This window comes from Corynebacterium sp. LK2510 (assembly GCF_040946405.1).
Lineage (GTDB): Bacteria > Actinomycetota > Actinomycetes > Mycobacteriales > Mycobacteriaceae > Corynebacterium.
This window is the reverse complement of the sequence record NZ_JAYWLR010000001.1, coordinates 341,482-358,163: the sequence shown is the minus strand read 5'-3', so window position 1 is coordinate 358,163 and position 16,682 is coordinate 341,482. Positions and strand designations below refer to the sequence as shown.

Here is a 16,682-nt window from a genome sequence, read left to right as displayed (position 1 = left end):
CCTAGGAGGCAGTCTCTCGGTGCGAGCGCTCCCGCGTGCGGCGGGGGCGCTTCAGCGTTGAGGGGGGCGGGTGCAGTTGCACCTGCGACAATGACAACAGGCCAGAGCATCTGCTCTGGCCTGAACTGTGTCGGGCTGACAGGATTTGAACCTGCGACCCCTACACCCCCAGTGTAGTGCGCTACCAAACTGCGCCACAGCCCGTGTTCCTGGTGACAATCATTGTCTCCGGCAACTTGGTTAGATTACATCACTGTCTAAGAATTGTGGAAATTGGCAGGCCAGCGGGCCCAAGGGGGAATTACCTGAGCGTAGTTTGAAAGGAGCAGCCTGTGCTGAAAGCGTCGATAGGCGATGCTGTGGCCGCGGCAAGGAGTGCGGCGCGCTGATCGTCGCTCAAGGTGCCGGACACAGTAATTTCGCGGGTGAAGTCTGTACCGCCGAGGTGGGTGACCTCCACACGGACGTCGACAAGCCCCATGCTCCGCCCGGCCTCACGGACAGCTTGGGAAGTCGACGCGGCGAGTGCGCTCATGAAGAGACCGGTGGGGGTGACCCCCTGACCCTTGCCGCCGGAGCTCATCGCGCGATCCGTCACGATGGCGCGGTCGGAGGTACGGACGATGTCGCCGAAGCGGGTGCCGCGGGCGCTGTAAGAGATGGCGTTGGTCTCGGTCGTCGGCTCCGGGGTGAACTCTGAGGCGAGATGCTGGCGCGCCCACGTGACGATGAGGTCGGCGGTGCGCTGAGCGCTTTCCGGTTGGGTGAGCAGATGGTCGGCGTTGTCGAGTGCGATAAGCGACTTCGGATAGTGAGTGGCCGCGAAGATTGCCTCGGCATTGTCGATTCCGACGGTCGCGTCGCTCGGGGAGTGGAGCAGCAGAAGCGGCGTTCTCAACTGAGGCAGATACTCTGCAGGACTGTTTCCCGTGAGATCGAGAAGGTACTCGCGGGTGAGCGTCAGTTCCTGGCCGCCGAGTGTGACCGTTGCAGACCCGCTGGTCTGGATCTCGCTGATCCTGTCTGTGAAATGGTGCACGGAGTGGGCCGGGTCGAAGGGAGAGCCGATTGCCACGACAGCCTTGAGATGGGCTTGCATCTCATCCCGAGTCGCTGCTTTGAGCGCAGCGGCACCACCGAGGGAATGACCGACAATGAGCTGGGGTGCCCGGTAGTTCCCCCCGAGCCAGGTTGCCGCGGCGACGATGTCATCGACATTCTGGCTGAAAGTGGTGTCGCTGAACTCGCCGCCGGATTGGCCGAGGCCGGGGAAGTCGAAGCGCAGCGTGGCAATCCCGTGTTCGGCGAGGTGTTTCGACACGCGCGAGGCGGCGGGAGTGTAGCGCGACCCGGCGAAACAGTGCGCGAAGATAGCGTACGCCTCGGCAGGGTGGCTGGGCTGGTCGATGGTGCCAGCCATTAGAACACCGGTTGACGAGGGAACCGTTACGTTGAGCGAGCGCATGGTGTCCAAGGATATTTCGGGTGCCTCCGGTTCGTTCAACACGCTGCCGTAGAGTTGAAGCCACATCTCTCCCACACGAAAGGGGCAGTGCTCACGATGGGCGCCTTTGACTGGTTTTGGAAGGCCATGGGTTCGACTTCCGAACGCAACAACAAGGTCTCGAAGGGCGTGGTGTCGAAAGCGGCGGAGCGGCGCGGCGAGTTCACCGACCTGAGCAACGAGCAGTTGGCGCACGCAGTCCGCGAGACAGTTCACGGTTCGGAGATTGCGGACAAGTCGGCATTCCTCGCCATCCTCTCGGTCGCCTCAGAGCGCACACTGGGACTGAACCCGTACGAAGTCCAAAGTCAGGCTGTGTTGCGCTTGCTCGAGGGCGACGTCATTCAAATGGCAACGGGCGAGGGCAAAACGCTCGTCGGTGCGATGGCGGCCACGGGTTTCGCGCTGACTGGCCAGCGAGTGCACGTCATCACCGTCAACGACTACCTGGCTCGCCGCGATGCGGAGTGGATGCGTCCGCTTGTCGAGCTGTTCGACCTGAGTGTGGGCGCTGTAACGGAAGAGTCCACTCGCGAGGAGCGCATCGCCGCGTACCGCTGCGATGTGATTTACGCTCCCGTTTCCGAGGTTGGTTTCGACCACCTCCGCGACAACCAGATCACCTGCCGCTCCCAGACTGTCCAAGTCCCAGCGCAGGTTGCTCTCGTCGATGAGGCCGACAGTGTGCTCGTGGATGAAGCGCTTGTCCCGCTGGTTCTCGCCGGTTCCCAGCCTGGTACTCAAGCGACCGGGCACATCTCGGAGGCGGTTGAGCGTCTCGTTGAGGACAAGGACTACACCATCGACGCCGATGGCAGGAACGCATTTCTCACGGAGCAGGGCGCCCGCGCAGTTGAGAGGACACTGGGGATCGACTCCCTGTACTCCGAAGACCACATCGGCGACACTCTCGTTCGAGTAAATTTGGCTCTGCACGCAAAAGCGCTGCTCATTCGCGACATCCACTACATCGTCGAGGATGGCAAGGTCGCGCTTATCGACGCCTCCCGCGGCCGCGTCGCCGAGCTGCAGCGCTGGCCCGACGGTTTGCAAGCCGCGGTGGAGGCCAAAGAAGGCCTTGATGTATCCCAGGGCGGGCGCATCCTCGACTCGATCACGCTCCAGGCCCTCATGCGCCGCTACCCGACGGTGTGCGGCATGACCGGCACAGCCGTGGAGGCTACGGACCAGTTGCGTTCGTTCTACGACCTCCACGTCTCGGTCATCGACCGTGCCAAGGAACTGCGCCGCTTCGACGAAGCTGACCGCATTTACGCCACGATGGCAGAGAAGAACGCCGCGATCATCAACGAGATCGAGGATCTGCATCGGCGCGGACAACCGGTCCTCGTTGGCACGCACGACGTCGCGGAATCTGAGGCTCTTGCGCAGGCGCTCGAGTCCCGCGGGATTACTGTCAACGTCCTCAACGCTAAGAACGACCAAGAGGAGGCCCGCATCATTTCAGAAGCCGGTGACGTCGGTCGCGTCACCGTCTCGACACAGATGGCCGGACGGGGAACTGACATCCGTCTCGGCGGCGCGGACGAGTCTGACCGCGATGCTGTGGCGCAGCTCGGCGGTCTGGCTGTCATCGGCACCGCACGGCACCGCACGGCGCGTCTGGACAACCAATTGCGCGGCCGCGCCGGACGTCAGGGGGATCCGGGACTCAGTGTGTTCTTTGTGTCGCTAGAGGACGACATCGTTACCGCGGGCGGTGATGGCGAGCAGGTGACCGCCCACCCGGAGGCGGACGGCCGGATTCTCGCAGACCGGGTTCAGGGGTTCGTGGAGCACTGCCAGCGCGTGACCGAAGGCCAACTGCTGGAGATTCACTCGCAGACGTGGAAGTACAACAAGCTGCTCGCCGACCACCGCGACATCCTCGACCAGCGACGTGCCTCCATCCTCGATTCCGATGTGGCCTGGCGCGAGCTGGCGCAGCGCAGCCCGCAGCGCGCCGCTGAGCTCGAGCACCTCCCAGCCCATGTCCGCGAGCAGGCGGCGCGCGAGATCATGTTGTTCCACCTCGACGACGAGTGGTCCGAGCACCTGGCGCTGATGGATGATGTCCGCGAATCGATTCACCTCCGAGCAATCGCGCGCGAAACACCGATCGACGAGTACCACCGGATCGCCGTGAGAGAGTTCAAAGACCTAGCCAACCGGGCGGTGGACCAAGCGGTGGCGACATTCGAATCAGTGTCCATCGATGAGGATGGCGCACATTTGGCGGACGCGGGATGGAAGCGACCGAGTGCGACGTGGACGTACATGGTCTCCGACAACCCCTTGTCCGGTTCCAGCAACTCGATTATTTCGGGCGTTGCCAATATTTTCCGTTAATTAGTTGTGCTGGCGTGCGGGTCCCGGCTGGTGGGACGAAATCTCACGCCTAAGTCCCCAGCGGTAGGGCCAAACGGCTAGTATGGCTAACAGTTGATTTGAAATCCCTCGACAGCGTCAGGAGTAATTGATGAGCGAGAACACTGGTAGGCCGGAAAACCAAGTAGAAACCACTTCGGTGTTCCGTGCAGACCTGCTGAAGGAAATGGAGACGGGTGCCGCTTCTTCCGACGCCGTCGCCGGTCCCGACAACCTTCCCGAAGGTGCAGCTCTTCTCGTGGTGAAGCGTGGCCCGAACGCAGGTGCACGTTTCCTTCTCGATCGGGACACCACCACCGCTGGCCGCCACCCGGAGGCGGATATTTTCCTTGACGACGTCACGGTATCTCGCCGCCACGCCGAGTTCCGTCGCAACGAGGGCAGCTTCGAAGTCGTGGACGTCGGATCCCTCAACGGCACCTACGTCAACCGCGAACCGCGCAACTCGCAGGCGCTGTCGGCGGGCGATGAGATCCAGATTGGCAAGTTCCGTCTGGTCTTCTTGGCCGATAGCAAGTAGTTCCTGTCCCGTCACACACGAGAACCCGAGTATCACCGTGAGCGCACTTCCTCAGTCAACCCCGCAACGTTCCGCCACCCGGACTGGTTCCAAAACCATGTCCATCGGAGTGGTTCTCAATCGGTTGCGGGAGGAGTTTCCCGACGTCACGGTTTCCAAGATCAGGTTCCTCGAATCCGAGGGGCTCATCACCCCGGAACGCACTGCGTCGGGATACCGCCGGTTCACTGACGACGACGTCGATCGTCTGCGCTACATCCTCGTCACGCAGCGGGATAACTACCTGCCCCTGAAAGTGATCAGGGAGCAGCTCGACGCGATGGATGCAGGTCACGTGACCGCAATCCTGTCGGCGTCGAAAGCTGAGCCGATCGTCTCTCCGGAATCTTTGCGTTCCCCGGCGACGATGCGGTTGACCGATACCGATCTCGCCACCAAGGCCGATGCGCCGCAGGAGGTCGTGGACAACCTTGTGTCCGCTGGTCTGCTCGTACCGGATGCGACAGGCCACTTCCACGCCGACGATGTCCGCATCGTTTCGTCTGCGTTGGCATTGGGGGAGTTCGGCCTGGATATCCGTCACCTCAAGGCACTTCGCACGGCTGCCGGCAAGCAAGCTGACCTAATCTCCCGCGTGACCGAGCCGGTGGCCAAGTCTCGGACGGACAGCGCGAAGCAGAAAGCCGAGGAGATCGGCCACCAGATGACCGCTCTGGTCGTGTCGTTGAGCGCCGACTTGGTCAAGAATGAACTCCGTAACCGGTTGGGCAGCTAAGCGCCATGGTTCCCGTCTCGTTGGCCGGTGTGTACCCCGTCGGGCCAGAGAGCTTTTTGTGCGGTCTCTTGCACTGGGAAGCAAAGGATCGATACGTTCCCGTATGGCTGCCGGCGTTTGAAGGCGCGCGACTGCTCGCGCGCCTCTCGGGGTGGGAGCCGACACGCCCGACCACCGAGGATGTCCTGGTTGAGGCGCTAAGCGCCAGCGAGAACACCGTGCAGGGTATTGAACTGACCGGTTTCCACGAGGGTATCTTCATGGCGACGCTCACCCTTGGCAACGGCTCCGAAGTTGACGCACGAGCCTCCGACGCACTGATTCTATCGGTGCTTCTCGATCTTCCCCTGGAGATGGACGAGTCTGTCGCCGCCCAGACCGGGCTGTGGTTGTCTCCGGAAGATGCGATGTCCTACTTCGAGCTGGATATTGGCGGCATTTCCACTGATGACGAGTCCGCCAGTGGGGACGCGCAAGCGGATGCCGAGTTTGAGCAGTTGATGCGGGACCTGGGAGTCGAGCCCGAGGAGATTTCGGGGGATGAGCTCGACGACGATGTTTAACTCTAAACTTTAGGTTTAGAGTTCGGCGTGTCGCGCGCTGGAAGGCTTGACCGCAGCCTAAGCTTGCCATTTAATAGGAAACAGCGCGCACCGCTAAACATCATTGGAGTAATTACGTGAGCATGCAGAACTCCCAAGGGGCCCCAGCCGACGCCGTCCAGGAATCCCTGTTCGACCTCGGCCCGTCCGACGAGGTCGGCTACCGTGTGCCCATCGCGTGCCAGGTTGCTGGCATCACTTACCGTCAGCTGGATTACTGGGCGCGCACTAACCTCGTGCGCCCCTCCATCCGCGGCGCGCGCGGCTCCGGATCTCAGCGCCTGTACTCCTTCAAGGACATTCTCGTTCTGAAGATTGTCAAGGGCCTGCTGGACACCGGCATCTCGCTGCAGAACATCCGTCTTGCCGTGGACAAGCTCCGTGACATGGGCGTCAACGACATCGCCGAGATCACGCTGGTCTCCGACGGCACGACTGTTTACGAATGCCGCAGCAACGAGGAGATCATTGACCTCCTCGGCGGCGGGCAGGGCGTGTTCGGCATCGCCGTGCCGCAGATTATGCGCGATCTCACTGGCACCATCTCCGCGTTCCCCGCAGAGCGCGTCACCGACGACGCGATTGGCGACAACGTCATCGGCATCGATGAGCTTGCCCAGCGCCGCCGCAAGACGTCGTAAGACGTCGTAAAAGACGCCTCCAACCAAAAACCCCGGCCTCGAGCCGGGGTTTTTCTGTAGGGAAGCTACTGCTGTACTCCCGTCGCCGTAGCGAGCGCGGGTCCGATGTCGGCGGATTCAACTGCGAGCGGGTGGTACTGCGCCAGTTGCGCCAAAGCAGGGTCTTCCATACCCGGCCCGACGTGGACTACCGAGATCTCAACGCTGTCGTTCAGAACCGAATCGATGTCTGCGGTGAATGCTGCATCGTCGCCTGCATCAGCGGTACCCGTTGTCACCACCACGATGCGGGTCAGCTCCGGTCGCTGGGCTGCATACTGCACCGCAGCGTTGACCGCCTCGCGCGTCTGAGCTTGGCCCCCGGTGCCGAGCAAGCGCACGGACTGGGCGACTTCACTGGCATCACCGGTCATGTCGATGTTGCGGCGATACCCGCGGGCAACTCCGGGGTTGAGCGGGGAGGAGTAGTTCCACAGTGCAACGGACTGACCGGAGTCGGTGACCGCGTACGCCGCTTCTCCAATTGCGTCGGCGACTGCGGCGAAGTAGGGCGCCATCGCGTCTGAGGTGTCCACAACAAACAGGGTGTCTTCGACCGAGGCTGCGGGCGCCGCCGCTACCGGCTGGTCGGAAGTGAGGTTTTCTCCACCGGTCGGCGTGGCCGCAGCCCACACCATTTCGGAGATCTCAGGCTGGGTGGAGGCGTCGCCATTGAACCTGTCGGCGGCAAAGCGGGCAAAGTCCTGGCCAGCGCGGGCTTGGTCCTCGGAGACGGGATCGGCCTGGTTCAGAGGAATCGCTGCGTAGACGATCGCAGCGTCGAGCGCCGTGAAGACGAGACCCTCGGGAGCTGCATCTTCAGCGGTTGCGGTGAAGCGAGCGGGGTCGCTGGCGACGTCGCTGGCGGAGTCGACGCGCTGGTCGGTCAGCGCGGCGATCGCTGCTGCCTCGTCGTCAGCAAGTGACGCCGCGACAACCGCGGAGGCGGCGGACTGCTGGCGCACGGGGAAGACAACGGCGCTGAGTGAGACATCGCTCGAGGCTGCCTCCGAGCCGGCAAGTCCGACAGTGGTTGCGGCCACCGGTCGCGGCTCAGCCTCGGCCGCGGAGCGTCCTGCTTGCGCGATCTGTTGGTGGGTCACCGGGTTGTGCGGGGCGATGTGGACGGCCGCGCCGGCGATGTCAGGGGAGTACGTCGGGGTGACGCAGAAGTCCCGGACTACGGGGCGGGTGGCGGCGTAGGCGTCGATAAGCTCGCGCGCGACGCGCTCGTCGCTGGCGCTGACCGGAACCTCGAGGTCACCGGCGACACAGGAGGCGGCGGTCGACTCGGTGGATGTGGTGGGGCGGGCCACACCAAACCAGACCACCGCTGCAATCAGGAGCGCGGCGACAACGATGGCCGCGATGACCCCGGTTGAGAGAGAATAATTGTTCCTGCCGTTCGAGTGCCGTCCCATGGCTCCACCTCACCTCGTTTATGCTTCGTGACCGGGAATAATCCTATCGGTAGGAAGGGCGCTGAGAAGCGCGACAAGCCGGTTGCGCAGCGGGCGGGCACGATCTGCGAGCTCGCGCTGGCGGCGCACGTACTCGGCCTTTCCGTCCGGCGTCTCGATGGGCACCACGTCGAAGCCGAGTTCCCGGCAATCGTAGGGCGACGCCTCCATGTCGAGGCGGCGCGCGTCGACGGCGAGCTCGAAGCAATCGAGCAGCAGCTCCCCGGGCACGAGCGGGCCCATCTTGGCCGCCCATTTATACAGGTCCATCGTTGCGTGGATGCATCCCGGTTGGTCATCAAGGCTTTGGCGCTCGCGTGTCAGGACCGTCAGGTTCAACGGGCTGGCCGCCGGTGTGAAGAAGCGGTAGGCGTCGAAATGCGTGCACCGGATGCCGTGGGACTCCACAACCGCGTCGGTTCCGCGGGCCCCGAGCCGCAGCGGCAGGTCATGGCGCGGGCGCTCGGTGCGGTAGACCATCGCCCATTCGTGGAGCCCGAAGCAGGAAAAGTGCGGCGGAGCAGTGCTTATCGACGCCAACAGAGCCCGAATCTGACCAAGCGCGCCGCCGCGGCGGGCCAGGAATCGCTCTAGATCGAGCGCCGCGGTCCCGTCCTGGGCGACCCGGTAGTCGCGCCATTCGGTAACAGGGGAGGCCGGGGTGACGGTGGCGTCGGCAAGCGCCGTGCTAACGCCGGGGTGCCACCGGGTGAGGTGGCTGGCGCGCAGACGGTAGTAGTCGAACAGGAAGTCCCAGACCGGGTGGAGTTGGCCGGCGCTGCGGCGTGCGAGGTGCGGGCCGACAAACAGCATCGCCCGCTGTTCGTGCTCTTCCTGTGCCCGGGTCCACTCCTTGCGGCTGAGCACTCGTGTTGCGTCAGGCATCCTCGTGGGTCCAGTCGGCAACGGTACCGACGTACTCCTCGATGATGTCCTCGAGAGCGAGCACGCCGGTGAGGACACCGTCGTCACGTACCTGCGCCATGTGTGCAGAGCGGCGGTGCATGGCGGTTAGCGCGTCATCGAGGCTCCCCGCGCCGTCGACGATGCTGAGCGCACGGATGCGCGACGTTGGGATGACCGGGGAGGCGGATTCGCCGTCCATGAGATCCAGGATGTCTTTGACGTGGACATACCCCACGAGACCGCCCTCGGGACGGGCGACGGGAAAGCGCGAGAAGCCGGTCTCACGCACGGCGCGCTCCACAATGGCCAAGTCGATGCCCGCACTGGAATAAGGAATGGTCTTGAGACGATCCAGCGGAATCATGACCTCCTTGAGGCTGCGGGAGTCGGACCGCAGCGCCTTGGCCAGGCGGACGGTCTCCTCGTCATCGAGAAGCCCCTCGTCGCGAGACTCCAGAATCATCGTTGCCAGCTGCTCCTGGTCCACGGTCGAATCGAGCTCGTCGCGCTGCTCCATGCCGAACGCGTTCAGCGTCTTGCGCGCCACCCAGTTCAAAAACTCAATGACGGGGCGGGTGATTTTCACCCACAGCGTCATTCCCGGAGTGAGCCACAGCGCCAGCGACTCCGGCCCGGCGATAGCGATGTTCTTGGGAATCATCTCGCCGAACAGGATGTGCAGGTAGGAGATCATGCCCAACGCGATGACGAAGGCCACTGGGTGGAGCAGATCGGCGGGAAGGCCGAGCGCCATAAACGGAATCTCCACGTAGTGGGCGACGGCGGGCTCGGCCACCTTACCCAAGACCAGGGAGGCAACCGTGATGCCGAACTGCGCACCGGCCAGGTAGATCGACAAATGCTCGATAGCGTGGATAACTCCCTTGGCCTCCCTCTTGCCCTGGGCTAAGAGGGACTCCAGGCGGTCGCGGCGAGAGGAGATGAGCGCGAACTCCGAAGCCACGAAGAAGGCGTTCGCCGCCAGCAGAAGGATGATCAGAACGATCGCGAGGTAGATGCTCACTGAGTGGCCTCCTGCTGTGTGATGACGCGGGTGGAACCGCCCTGGAGCGACTGCGCTGTGCTGTCTGCTGTGTTGGCTGCTGAGGCATCGCGTGTACGGGGAACCGGGGTGAGGGTAACGCTGTCGACGCGGCGGCCGTCCATGACAGACACGCGTGCGACCCAGCTACCAGCGTTGCCGGCTTCAAAAGCGTCGTGGAAATCCGCGGCGCCCTCGGGTAGGACCACTTTGTCACCGACCCGCGGAATGCGGCCGAGCGTGGCCATGACGAGGCCACCGAGGGTCTCGTAGGGTCCGTCGGGTGCCGTGTACGACGTGCGCTCGCTGACCTCGTCGAGGCGGACCAGCCCCGAGATCTCCCAGGAGGAGCCGAAGCGCTCGAAGTCGCGCTCGGACTCCCGGTCATCGTACTCGTCGTAGACCTCGCCGAGAATCTCCTCGACGACGTCTTCGATGGTGACCAAACCTTGGGTGCCGCCGTACTCGTCTGCGACGAGCACCACCTGCGACCCCGCGGAACGCACGCGGTTGAGCACCGCGTCACCGTCTAGGGTGCCGGGCACCATCGGAACGGGCTTGGCGAGCTCGCCGAGAGTGGTCGTGGCGCGCAGCGGAGCGTCCACCGAGAACGCGTCTTTAATGTGCACGACGCCTACGGTGTCGTCGAGGTCGCCTCGGCGCACGGGGAACCGGGAGTAGCCGGTCTCGCGGGCGATGGCGATCAGGTCGGGGACAGTGTCCTCGACGTCGAGGGAGTAAATCTTGGAGCGCGGCGTCATGACCTCCTCGGCGGTGGTCTCGCCGAACTGCAGGGAGCGGTCGATCACTCGCGCGGTGTCCGCGTCGAGGCCGCCCGCCTCCGCGGAGCTGCGCACCATGGCACCGAGCTCCTGGCCGGAACGCGCAGAAGCCAACTCGTCGGCGGGCTCGAAACCGAGCTTGCGGACGAACCAGTTTGCAGATGAGTTCAGCGACTTGATGAACCACTTCAACACCGTGTTGAACGCGTTGACAGGGGGCACCACGAAACGCGCGGTGTGCAGAGGCTCGGTGATTGCGGCGTTTTTCGGTACGAGTTCACCGAACACCATGGACAGGAACGTGGCCACCAACAGTGCCAAGATCAAGGCGACGGTGCGCGATGCGGACTCCCCGAGGCCGACAAGCTCGAGGAGGGGAGTGAAGAACCGGCCAAGCACCGGCTCCGCAAGGAAACCAGCGGCCAGGGTCGTCACCGTGATGCCGAGCTGCGCACCCGACAAGACGAACGAGAGGTTTGCGTGATCGCGTGCGACGGCGCGGGCGGTCTTGTCGCCCTTTGCCTTGACATGGGCCTCCACCGTTGAGCGCTCGAGGCCGGTCATGGCGAACTCGATCGCGACGAAAAAGCCTGTCGACGCCGTGAGCAGGACGAAGGCCAGAAGGGCGAGAATCGAAGTGACTATGTCCATTGCGGTTGGGCACCGGCCCGTGCGGCGCGTCGCACGTTAGCGCCCGTTACTCCTTCTTTGACGGCGGCCACCGCCGGTGCGGCCCTTGTTTGCGTTTCTCGACCGGCCCCGCGACTGCCCAGCGCGTGACGACGGCTGAGACTGCTGCTGACCGGGCGGGGGAAGCGGAACCCCCTCAGGTTGACGAGCTCCCGTAATCCTAGCCAAATCGGCCGATTCCGGCGTGACCGCCACGAACTCGGCGTCGACGCCCGCCTTCCGCAGCAACTGGTGTACTTCCTTGTCCTGCTCGTCCGTCGCCATGGTGACCACAGTTCCGGAGGTGCCAGCGCGAGCCGTTCGCCCGGCGCGGTGGAGGTACGCCTTGTGCTCGGCGGGCGGATCGATGTGGACGACCAGCGAGACATCGTTGATGTCGATGCCGCGGGCGGCAATGTCGGTCGCCACCAACACCGGGGTTTCTCCTGTGGCGAATCCCTCGAGGGCACGGGTGCGGGCGCCCTGACCCTTGTCGCCGTGCAGGCCCTGGGCGTTGACGCCGACGCGGCGCAGCTTCTTGACCTGGCGGTCAACACCGTGCTTCGTGCGCATGAACATGATGGTCTTGCCCTCGCGGGCACCGATGCGCAGGACCACCTCGTTGCGAACATCCCTGTTGGTCACGCGAAGCACGTAGTGAGACATCGTGTCCACCGCGGCCTCCACCGGGGCGGTGGAGTGGGTGATGGGGTTGGTCATGTAGGCGTCGACAAGCTTGCCGACGTCACCGTCGAGCGTTGCGGAGAACAGCAACACCTGGCCGCCGGCCGGCACGCGGTTGAGCAACTTGCGCACCTGGGGGAGAAAGCCCATGTCAGCCATCTGGTCTGCCTCGTCGAGGGCGGTAATGGTGACGTCGGCAAGCGAGAGCTTCTTTTGGTTGATGAGATCTTCTGCGCGCCCCGGCGTGGCCACGAGCAGATCCACCGGTGCCGCGAGGGAGCGAATGTGGTGGTTGATGTTCACTCCGCCGACCACATCGAGAACGCGCAGGCCGAGGGCGGCAGCGGGGTCCTCGAGACGCTCACGGATCTGGGCTGCCAGCTCACGAGTGGGCGCAAGCACGAGGCCACGCGGACGGCCCGGTTTCGAGGGCGCGCCGGCGAGACGCGAGAGCATGGGCAGACCGAAAGTGAAGGTCTTGCCTGAGCCGGTCGGGCCGCGCCCGAGCACGTCCATGCCCGCGAGAGCGTCCGGGATGGCGGCCTCCTGGATGGGAAAGGCGTCAGTGATGCCCTGCTTCCCGAGGACGCGGACGATCGGTGCGGGCAAGCCGAGATCGGCAAAAGAAGTCATTTGAGGCAGTCTACCCCCTCTTAGTAGTCCAGCTCCTCCCGGTCACCCGACCACGCGGTGTGGAACGTGCCCTCCATGTCGATGCGGCGGTATGTGTGGGCGCCGAAGAAGTCGCGCTGTCCCTGAATCAGCGCGGCCGGCAGGCGCTTCGCGCGCAGCGAATCGTAGTACGACAGAGACGATGCGAACACCGGCACCGGCTGGCCCGTCTGGGTCGCGGCAACGACGACCCTGCGCCAGGAATCTACGAGCCCTTCGAGCTCCGACTTAAAGAAGGGATCGAGCAGCAGCGACGGCAAAGTGGGGTTGTCTTCGTAGGCGCGGGTGATCACGTCGAGGAAGCTGGCACGGATGATGCAGCCGCCGCGCCAGATACGCGCCAGATCACCGGGGGTGATGTCCCAGTTGTGCTCGGCAGAGCCCGCGTTGATCTCGTCGAAGCCCTGCGCGTACGCCACGAGCTTGGAGGCGTAGAGTGCGCGGCGAACGTCCTCCACAAACTGGGCCCGGTCGATGCCAAGCTCCTCGAGCGACGTGAGCTGGCCGGCAGGCAGGCCCTCGTCCTGAACAGCCTGGCGCTGGGCGAGCGCAGAGGAAAGGGCACGGGCGAAGACGGCCTCGCCGATGCCGGTAACCGGCACGCCGAGGTCGAGTGCTTCCTTGACCGTCCAGCGTCCGGTGCCTTTCTGACCGGCGGCGTCGAGAATGATGTCGATGAACGGCTTGCCTGTGCGGCGATCCACCTGGCGCAGCACCTCGGAGGTGATTTCGATCAGGTAGGAGTTCAGGTCACCGTTGTTCCACTCCGCGAACACGTCGGCGATTTCGGCGGGCTCCATTCCGGCTGCGTAGCGCAAAAGGTGGTAGGCCTCGCTGATGACCTGCATGTCGGCGTACTCGATGCCGTTGTGGACCATCTTGACAAAGTGCCCGGCACCATCGGGGCCGATGTGTGTCACACACGGCACACCGTCGACCTTCGCGGCGATGTCCTCGAGCAGCGGGCCAAGGGATTCCCACGACTCAGCGGGCCCGCCCGGCATGATCGACGGGCCGAGCAGCGCACCCTCCTCGCCGCCGGAAATGCCGGCGCCGACGAAGTTGAGGCCGCGGGCGGACATCTCAGCTTCGCGACGGATCGTGTCAGTGAACAGCGAGTTACCACCGTCGATGATGATGTCGCCTTCATCCATGACGTCGGCGAGCTGCGCGATGACGGCATCTGTGGCGGCACCCGCCTGGACCATGATGACGGCGCGGCGCGGACGCTTCAGCGACGCGACGAACTCTTCAATCGTCTCTGCAGGCACGAAGTTGCCTTCAGCGCCGTGCTGCTCCACAACCGCGCGGGTGCGCTCGGGGGAGCGGTTGAACAGGGCGACCGTGTGCCCCTTGGAGGCGAAGTTGCGCGCCAGGTTGGACCCCATGACGGCCATACCGATGACACCGATGTCGGCTGTGCCGGTCGGGGTGGTGGAAGTTGCAGAGGATTCAGCGGGAGAATTCATGCCCCACATCCTACGCACGCACGTAGCATTGCCAGATATGAAGCCTCGATTGGGATCCCAGGTTCTCGAAACCGCATTAAATGAACAGGAATTAGCGCAGCTTGCCCAAAACGATAGTGGTCTATCGCACACCCTCGGCATCGTCCTCACGCATGTTGCCAGTGACTCAGTGAAGGGCTACATCGACATTGAGCCGCGCCACCACCAGCCAATGGGCCTGGCCAACGGGGGAGTGTTGTGCTCCGTGGGAGAAACACTCGGTTCCGTCGCGGCGATGGCGGCGGCGGGTGCCCCGGCGGTCGGTATGGGAAACAGCACCGAGTTCCTCAAGGGGGTCACAAACGGCCGGGTGGAAGGTGAGGCGATTGCTGTCCACATCGGCAAGAGCACCCACTTGTGGCGCGTCGAGATGCGTCAGGAGGGAAGACTCGTGGCCACAACCAACCTCCGGCTAATGATCCTGCGCGAGCCCTAACCACACCCTAGAGCCAGTGGTTGCGCCGGAACCACCAATACATCACGCCCATTACCGTTCCCATGATCAGCAGCACCACGGGGTAACCCCAGCGCCACGCCAGCTCCGGCATGTACTCGAAGTTCATGCCGTAGATGCCGGCGATCATGGTGGGCGCCGCTGCCATACCGACGACCGCTGAGATCGTGCGCATGTCGCTGTTTTGCTGCATGGACACTTTCGCCACGGAGGCGTCGAGAAGCGACGAGAGACGCTCGTCGAAGCTGGAGACGTGGTCGCTGACAATCATCGCGTTGTCCTGGACGTCGCGGAAGTAGGAGCGCAGCGTCTTGCGCAGCATGTCCTTGTTGTTCATCAACCCGTTGCGCAACGCCGGCCCGAGCGGGTCGATCGCGTGGCGCATCTCAAGGATCTCACGCTTGTACATGTAGATCTTGTCGATGTTGATCTCGCGCCTCGGGGTAAAGACCTCGTTTTCCAGGTCGTCGACGTCGCGGCTCAGCGCTTGGCTGACCCGGAGGTAGTTGTCCACGACGTAGTCGGAAATCTTCCATGCCACAGCGGCCGGACCCAGGATGGCAAGCTCCTCATCCTCCTCCAGTTGGGCGGAGAGATCGGGCAGCGGTGCCTTGTGGCGAATGGTGATGGCGAAATTCGGGCCGACCACCACTTGCACCTCACCGGTGGAAATGATCTCGCGCGCGTCGAGGACTTCTTCGTCGTCGCGGTAGTAGACGGAGCGAACGACCAAGAACAACTGGTCGTTGTAGCGTTCTACCTTGGGACGCTGGTGGGCGGCGACGATATCGTCGACGATGAGCTCGTGGAGTCCGAAGAGCTCGCCGAGGCGCTCCATCTGGGTGTTGGTCGGTTCGCGCAGGGAGAGCCACACAAACGCATTCTCGTGCTGGTTCGCGATGGCGAGAGCCTGCGTCAGGCGGGCTTCACCGGGGAGCCGCTTGCCGTCTACGAAAATGCGGCAAAAGTCGGTGGATCGTTCGATCGGGACCGGAACGATTGCGGGACTGCCCGCGCTCGGGCGCTTTGGGCGCTGGCGGGGAAGCGGAATACGTGGCGGCATGGGCCCTCCCTTCAGACCGGACTTTCCAGATAATACGCCCTAGCGCCCCCGTTCAAACGAAACGGGAGCGCTAGGGCGGTAAATGCGAGGTGGCGCCTAGAAGACGGTCAAGCCTCGACTGCGGAAGGTCTCTCGGACCCGGTTGACTGTTTCAGCATCCGGTGGTGAGACACCTTCGAGGTTGTACGGAAGACCGACCTTCTTCCACTTGTCCGCACCCATGTTGTGGAAGGGGAGAACCTCGACGCGCTCGACGTTGCTCGCCCAACGGCCAGCGATGTCGGCTACGCGCTCGACGTTCTCGGGCGAATCGGTCAGGCCCGGGACGAGCACGAAGCGCAACCACACTCGTTTGCCCATCGCATTGAGGCGGTCGCCGAAAGCGATCGTCGGTGCGAGTTCACGGGCGGTGACGCGCTGGTATGTCTCCTCATCCCCAGACTTGAGGTCGAGGAGGAACATGTCGATGGTGCTGAGATCATCATCGGTGAGACGCGCACCAAGGTAGCCCGAGGTGTCAACCGCAGTGTGGATGCCTGCGTCGTGGAGCAGACGGAGCAGCCGCCGAGTGAAGGCGATCTGGAACAGCGGCTCGCCACCGGAGAGGGTGACCCCGCCCCCGGTCGCGTCGAAAATGCGCTTGTAGCGGATGATCCGCTTCGCCACGTCTTCGACGCGCTCGAGCGTGCCTTCCTTCATCTCCATCGTGTCCGGGTTGTGGCAGTACTGACACCTCAGCGGGCACCCAGAGAGAAAGACAGTCATTCTCGTTCCGGGGCCGTCGACGGAGGTGACCAACTCCCACGAGTGGACAAGTCCGATATCGCCGGTGCGGCGGGCGTCGAGAAGCTCGGGCCTGGTGATCTCCAGGTTGTCTGTAGACAGACCACCGAGTCCGCTTGCGACACCGCGGACGCGCTCACCTACTTCAGGCGAGAGCGTGACGCGGCCTGAGATGCCATCGTTTGCCATT

Annotated in this window: 15 protein-coding genes and 1 tRNA gene; 6 read left to right on the top strand and 10 right to left on the bottom strand. The window is 63.7% G+C overall.

The genetic code is table 11. The features are described from left to right. Positions 1-130: 130 nt before the first annotated feature. Positions 131-204: transfer RNA gene (locus VVR41_RS01720), tRNA-Pro, on the bottom strand. A gap of 97 nt (positions 205-301) precedes the next feature. Next, positions 302-1,465, bottom strand: a complete 1,164-nt coding sequence (locus VVR41_RS01715; RefSeq protein ID WP_368523326.1) for an alpha/beta fold hydrolase — start codon at positions 1,463-1,465, stop codon at positions 302-304. A gap of 96 nt (positions 1,466-1,561) precedes the next feature. Between VVR41_RS01715 and secA2 the strand changes: the two genes are divergently transcribed. The 5 genes from secA2 (at position 1,562) to VVR41_RS01690 (ending at position 6,430) form a co-directional block, all read left to right on the top strand. Next, positions 1,562-3,853 carry an accessory Sec system translocase SecA2 gene (gene secA2, locus VVR41_RS01710; RefSeq protein WP_368523349.1) on the top strand — a complete coding sequence of 764 codons (2,292 nt, stop codon included), beginning with the start codon at positions 1,562-1,564 and terminating at the stop codon, positions 3,851-3,853. Positions 3,854-3,983: 130 nt separating this feature from the next. Next, positions 3,984-4,412: an oxoglutarate dehydrogenase inhibitor Odhl gene (gene odhI / locus VVR41_RS01705; RefSeq protein ID WP_321102151.1), complete on the top strand. Its 429-nt coding sequence runs from the start codon at positions 3,984-3,986 to the stop codon at positions 4,410-4,412. Positions 4,413-4,449: 37 nt separating this feature from the next. Further along, positions 4,450-5,187 (top strand): MerR family transcriptional regulator, encoded by a 738-nt coding sequence (locus tag VVR41_RS01700; RefSeq protein WP_321102153.1) that lies wholly within the window; start codon positions 4,450-4,452, stop codon positions 5,185-5,187. Between the two features lie 68 nt (positions 5,188-5,255). Then, positions 5,256-5,750 (top strand): bifunctional nuclease family protein, encoded by a 495-nt coding sequence (locus VVR41_RS01695; RefSeq protein WP_368523325.1) that lies wholly within the window; start codon positions 5,256-5,258, stop codon positions 5,748-5,750. 122 nt (positions 5,751-5,872) lie between these two features. Then, positions 5,873-6,430, top strand: a complete 558-nt coding sequence (locus VVR41_RS01690) for a MerR family transcriptional regulator (RefSeq protein ID WP_368523324.1) — start codon at positions 5,873-5,875, stop codon at positions 6,428-6,430. A gap of 65 nt (positions 6,431-6,495) precedes the next feature. On the opposite strand, the gene VVR41_RS01685 is transcribed toward VVR41_RS01690, so the two are convergent. The 6 genes from VVR41_RS01685 to gndA are packed head-to-tail and all read right to left on the bottom strand — an operon-like array spanning position 6,496 to position 14,153. Beyond that, positions 6,496-7,890, bottom strand: a complete 1,395-nt coding sequence (locus VVR41_RS01685; protein WP_368523323.1) for a vWA domain-containing protein — start codon at positions 7,888-7,890, stop codon at positions 6,496-6,498. An 18-nt stretch (positions 7,891-7,908) separates the two neighbouring features. Continuing rightward, entirely contained in the window at positions 7,909-8,814 is a 906-nt protein-coding gene (locus VVR41_RS01680) for a 3-methyladenine DNA glycosylase (protein WP_368523322.1), read from the bottom strand. After that, complete coding sequence (locus VVR41_RS01675; protein WP_368523321.1) at positions 8,807-9,859, bottom strand: hemolysin family protein; 1,053 nt, start codon at positions 9,857-9,859, stop codon at positions 8,807-8,809. Before VVR41_RS01675 ends, VVR41_RS01680 begins: the two co-directional genes overlap by 8 nt. Then, the gene (locus tag VVR41_RS01670; RefSeq protein WP_368523320.1) at positions 9,856-11,310 is read right to left on the bottom strand and encodes a hemolysin family protein; all 1,455 of its coding nucleotides are present in this window, start codon (positions 11,308-11,310) and stop codon (positions 9,856-9,858) included. The genes VVR41_RS01675 and VVR41_RS01670 overlap by 4 nt, the downstream gene beginning before the upstream one ends. A gap of 36 nt (positions 11,311-11,346) precedes the next feature. Then, complete coding sequence (locus VVR41_RS01665; protein ID WP_321100910.1) at positions 11,347-12,645, bottom strand: DEAD/DEAH box helicase; 1,299 nt, start codon at positions 12,643-12,645, stop codon at positions 11,347-11,349. Positions 12,646-12,665: 20 nt separating this feature from the next. Beyond that, positions 12,666-14,153, bottom strand: a complete 1,488-nt coding sequence (gene gndA, locus VVR41_RS01660; protein ID WP_368523319.1) for an NADP-dependent phosphogluconate dehydrogenase — start codon at positions 14,151-14,153, stop codon at positions 12,666-12,668. Between the two features lie 37 nt (positions 14,154-14,190). Between gndA and VVR41_RS01655 the strand changes: the two genes are divergently transcribed. Then, positions 14,191-14,628 (top strand): PaaI family thioesterase, encoded by a 438-nt coding sequence (locus VVR41_RS01655; RefSeq protein ID WP_368523318.1) that lies wholly within the window; start codon positions 14,191-14,193, stop codon positions 14,626-14,628. Positions 14,629-14,635: 7 nt separating this feature from the next. Here the strand turns inward: VVR41_RS01655 and VVR41_RS01650 are convergent, their stop codons facing one another. Beyond that, positions 14,636-15,709 carry a magnesium and cobalt transport protein CorA gene (locus VVR41_RS01650; RefSeq protein ID WP_321100913.1) on the bottom strand — a complete coding sequence of 358 codons (1,074 nt, stop codon included), beginning with the start codon at positions 15,707-15,709 and terminating at the stop codon, positions 14,636-14,638. 96 nt (positions 15,710-15,805) lie between these two features. After that, positions 15,806-16,681: a pyruvate formate-lyase-activating protein gene (gene pflA, locus VVR41_RS01645; RefSeq protein ID WP_321100914.1), complete on the bottom strand. Its 876-nt coding sequence runs from the start codon at positions 16,679-16,681 to the stop codon at positions 15,806-15,808. Position 16,682: the final 1 nt, after the last annotated feature.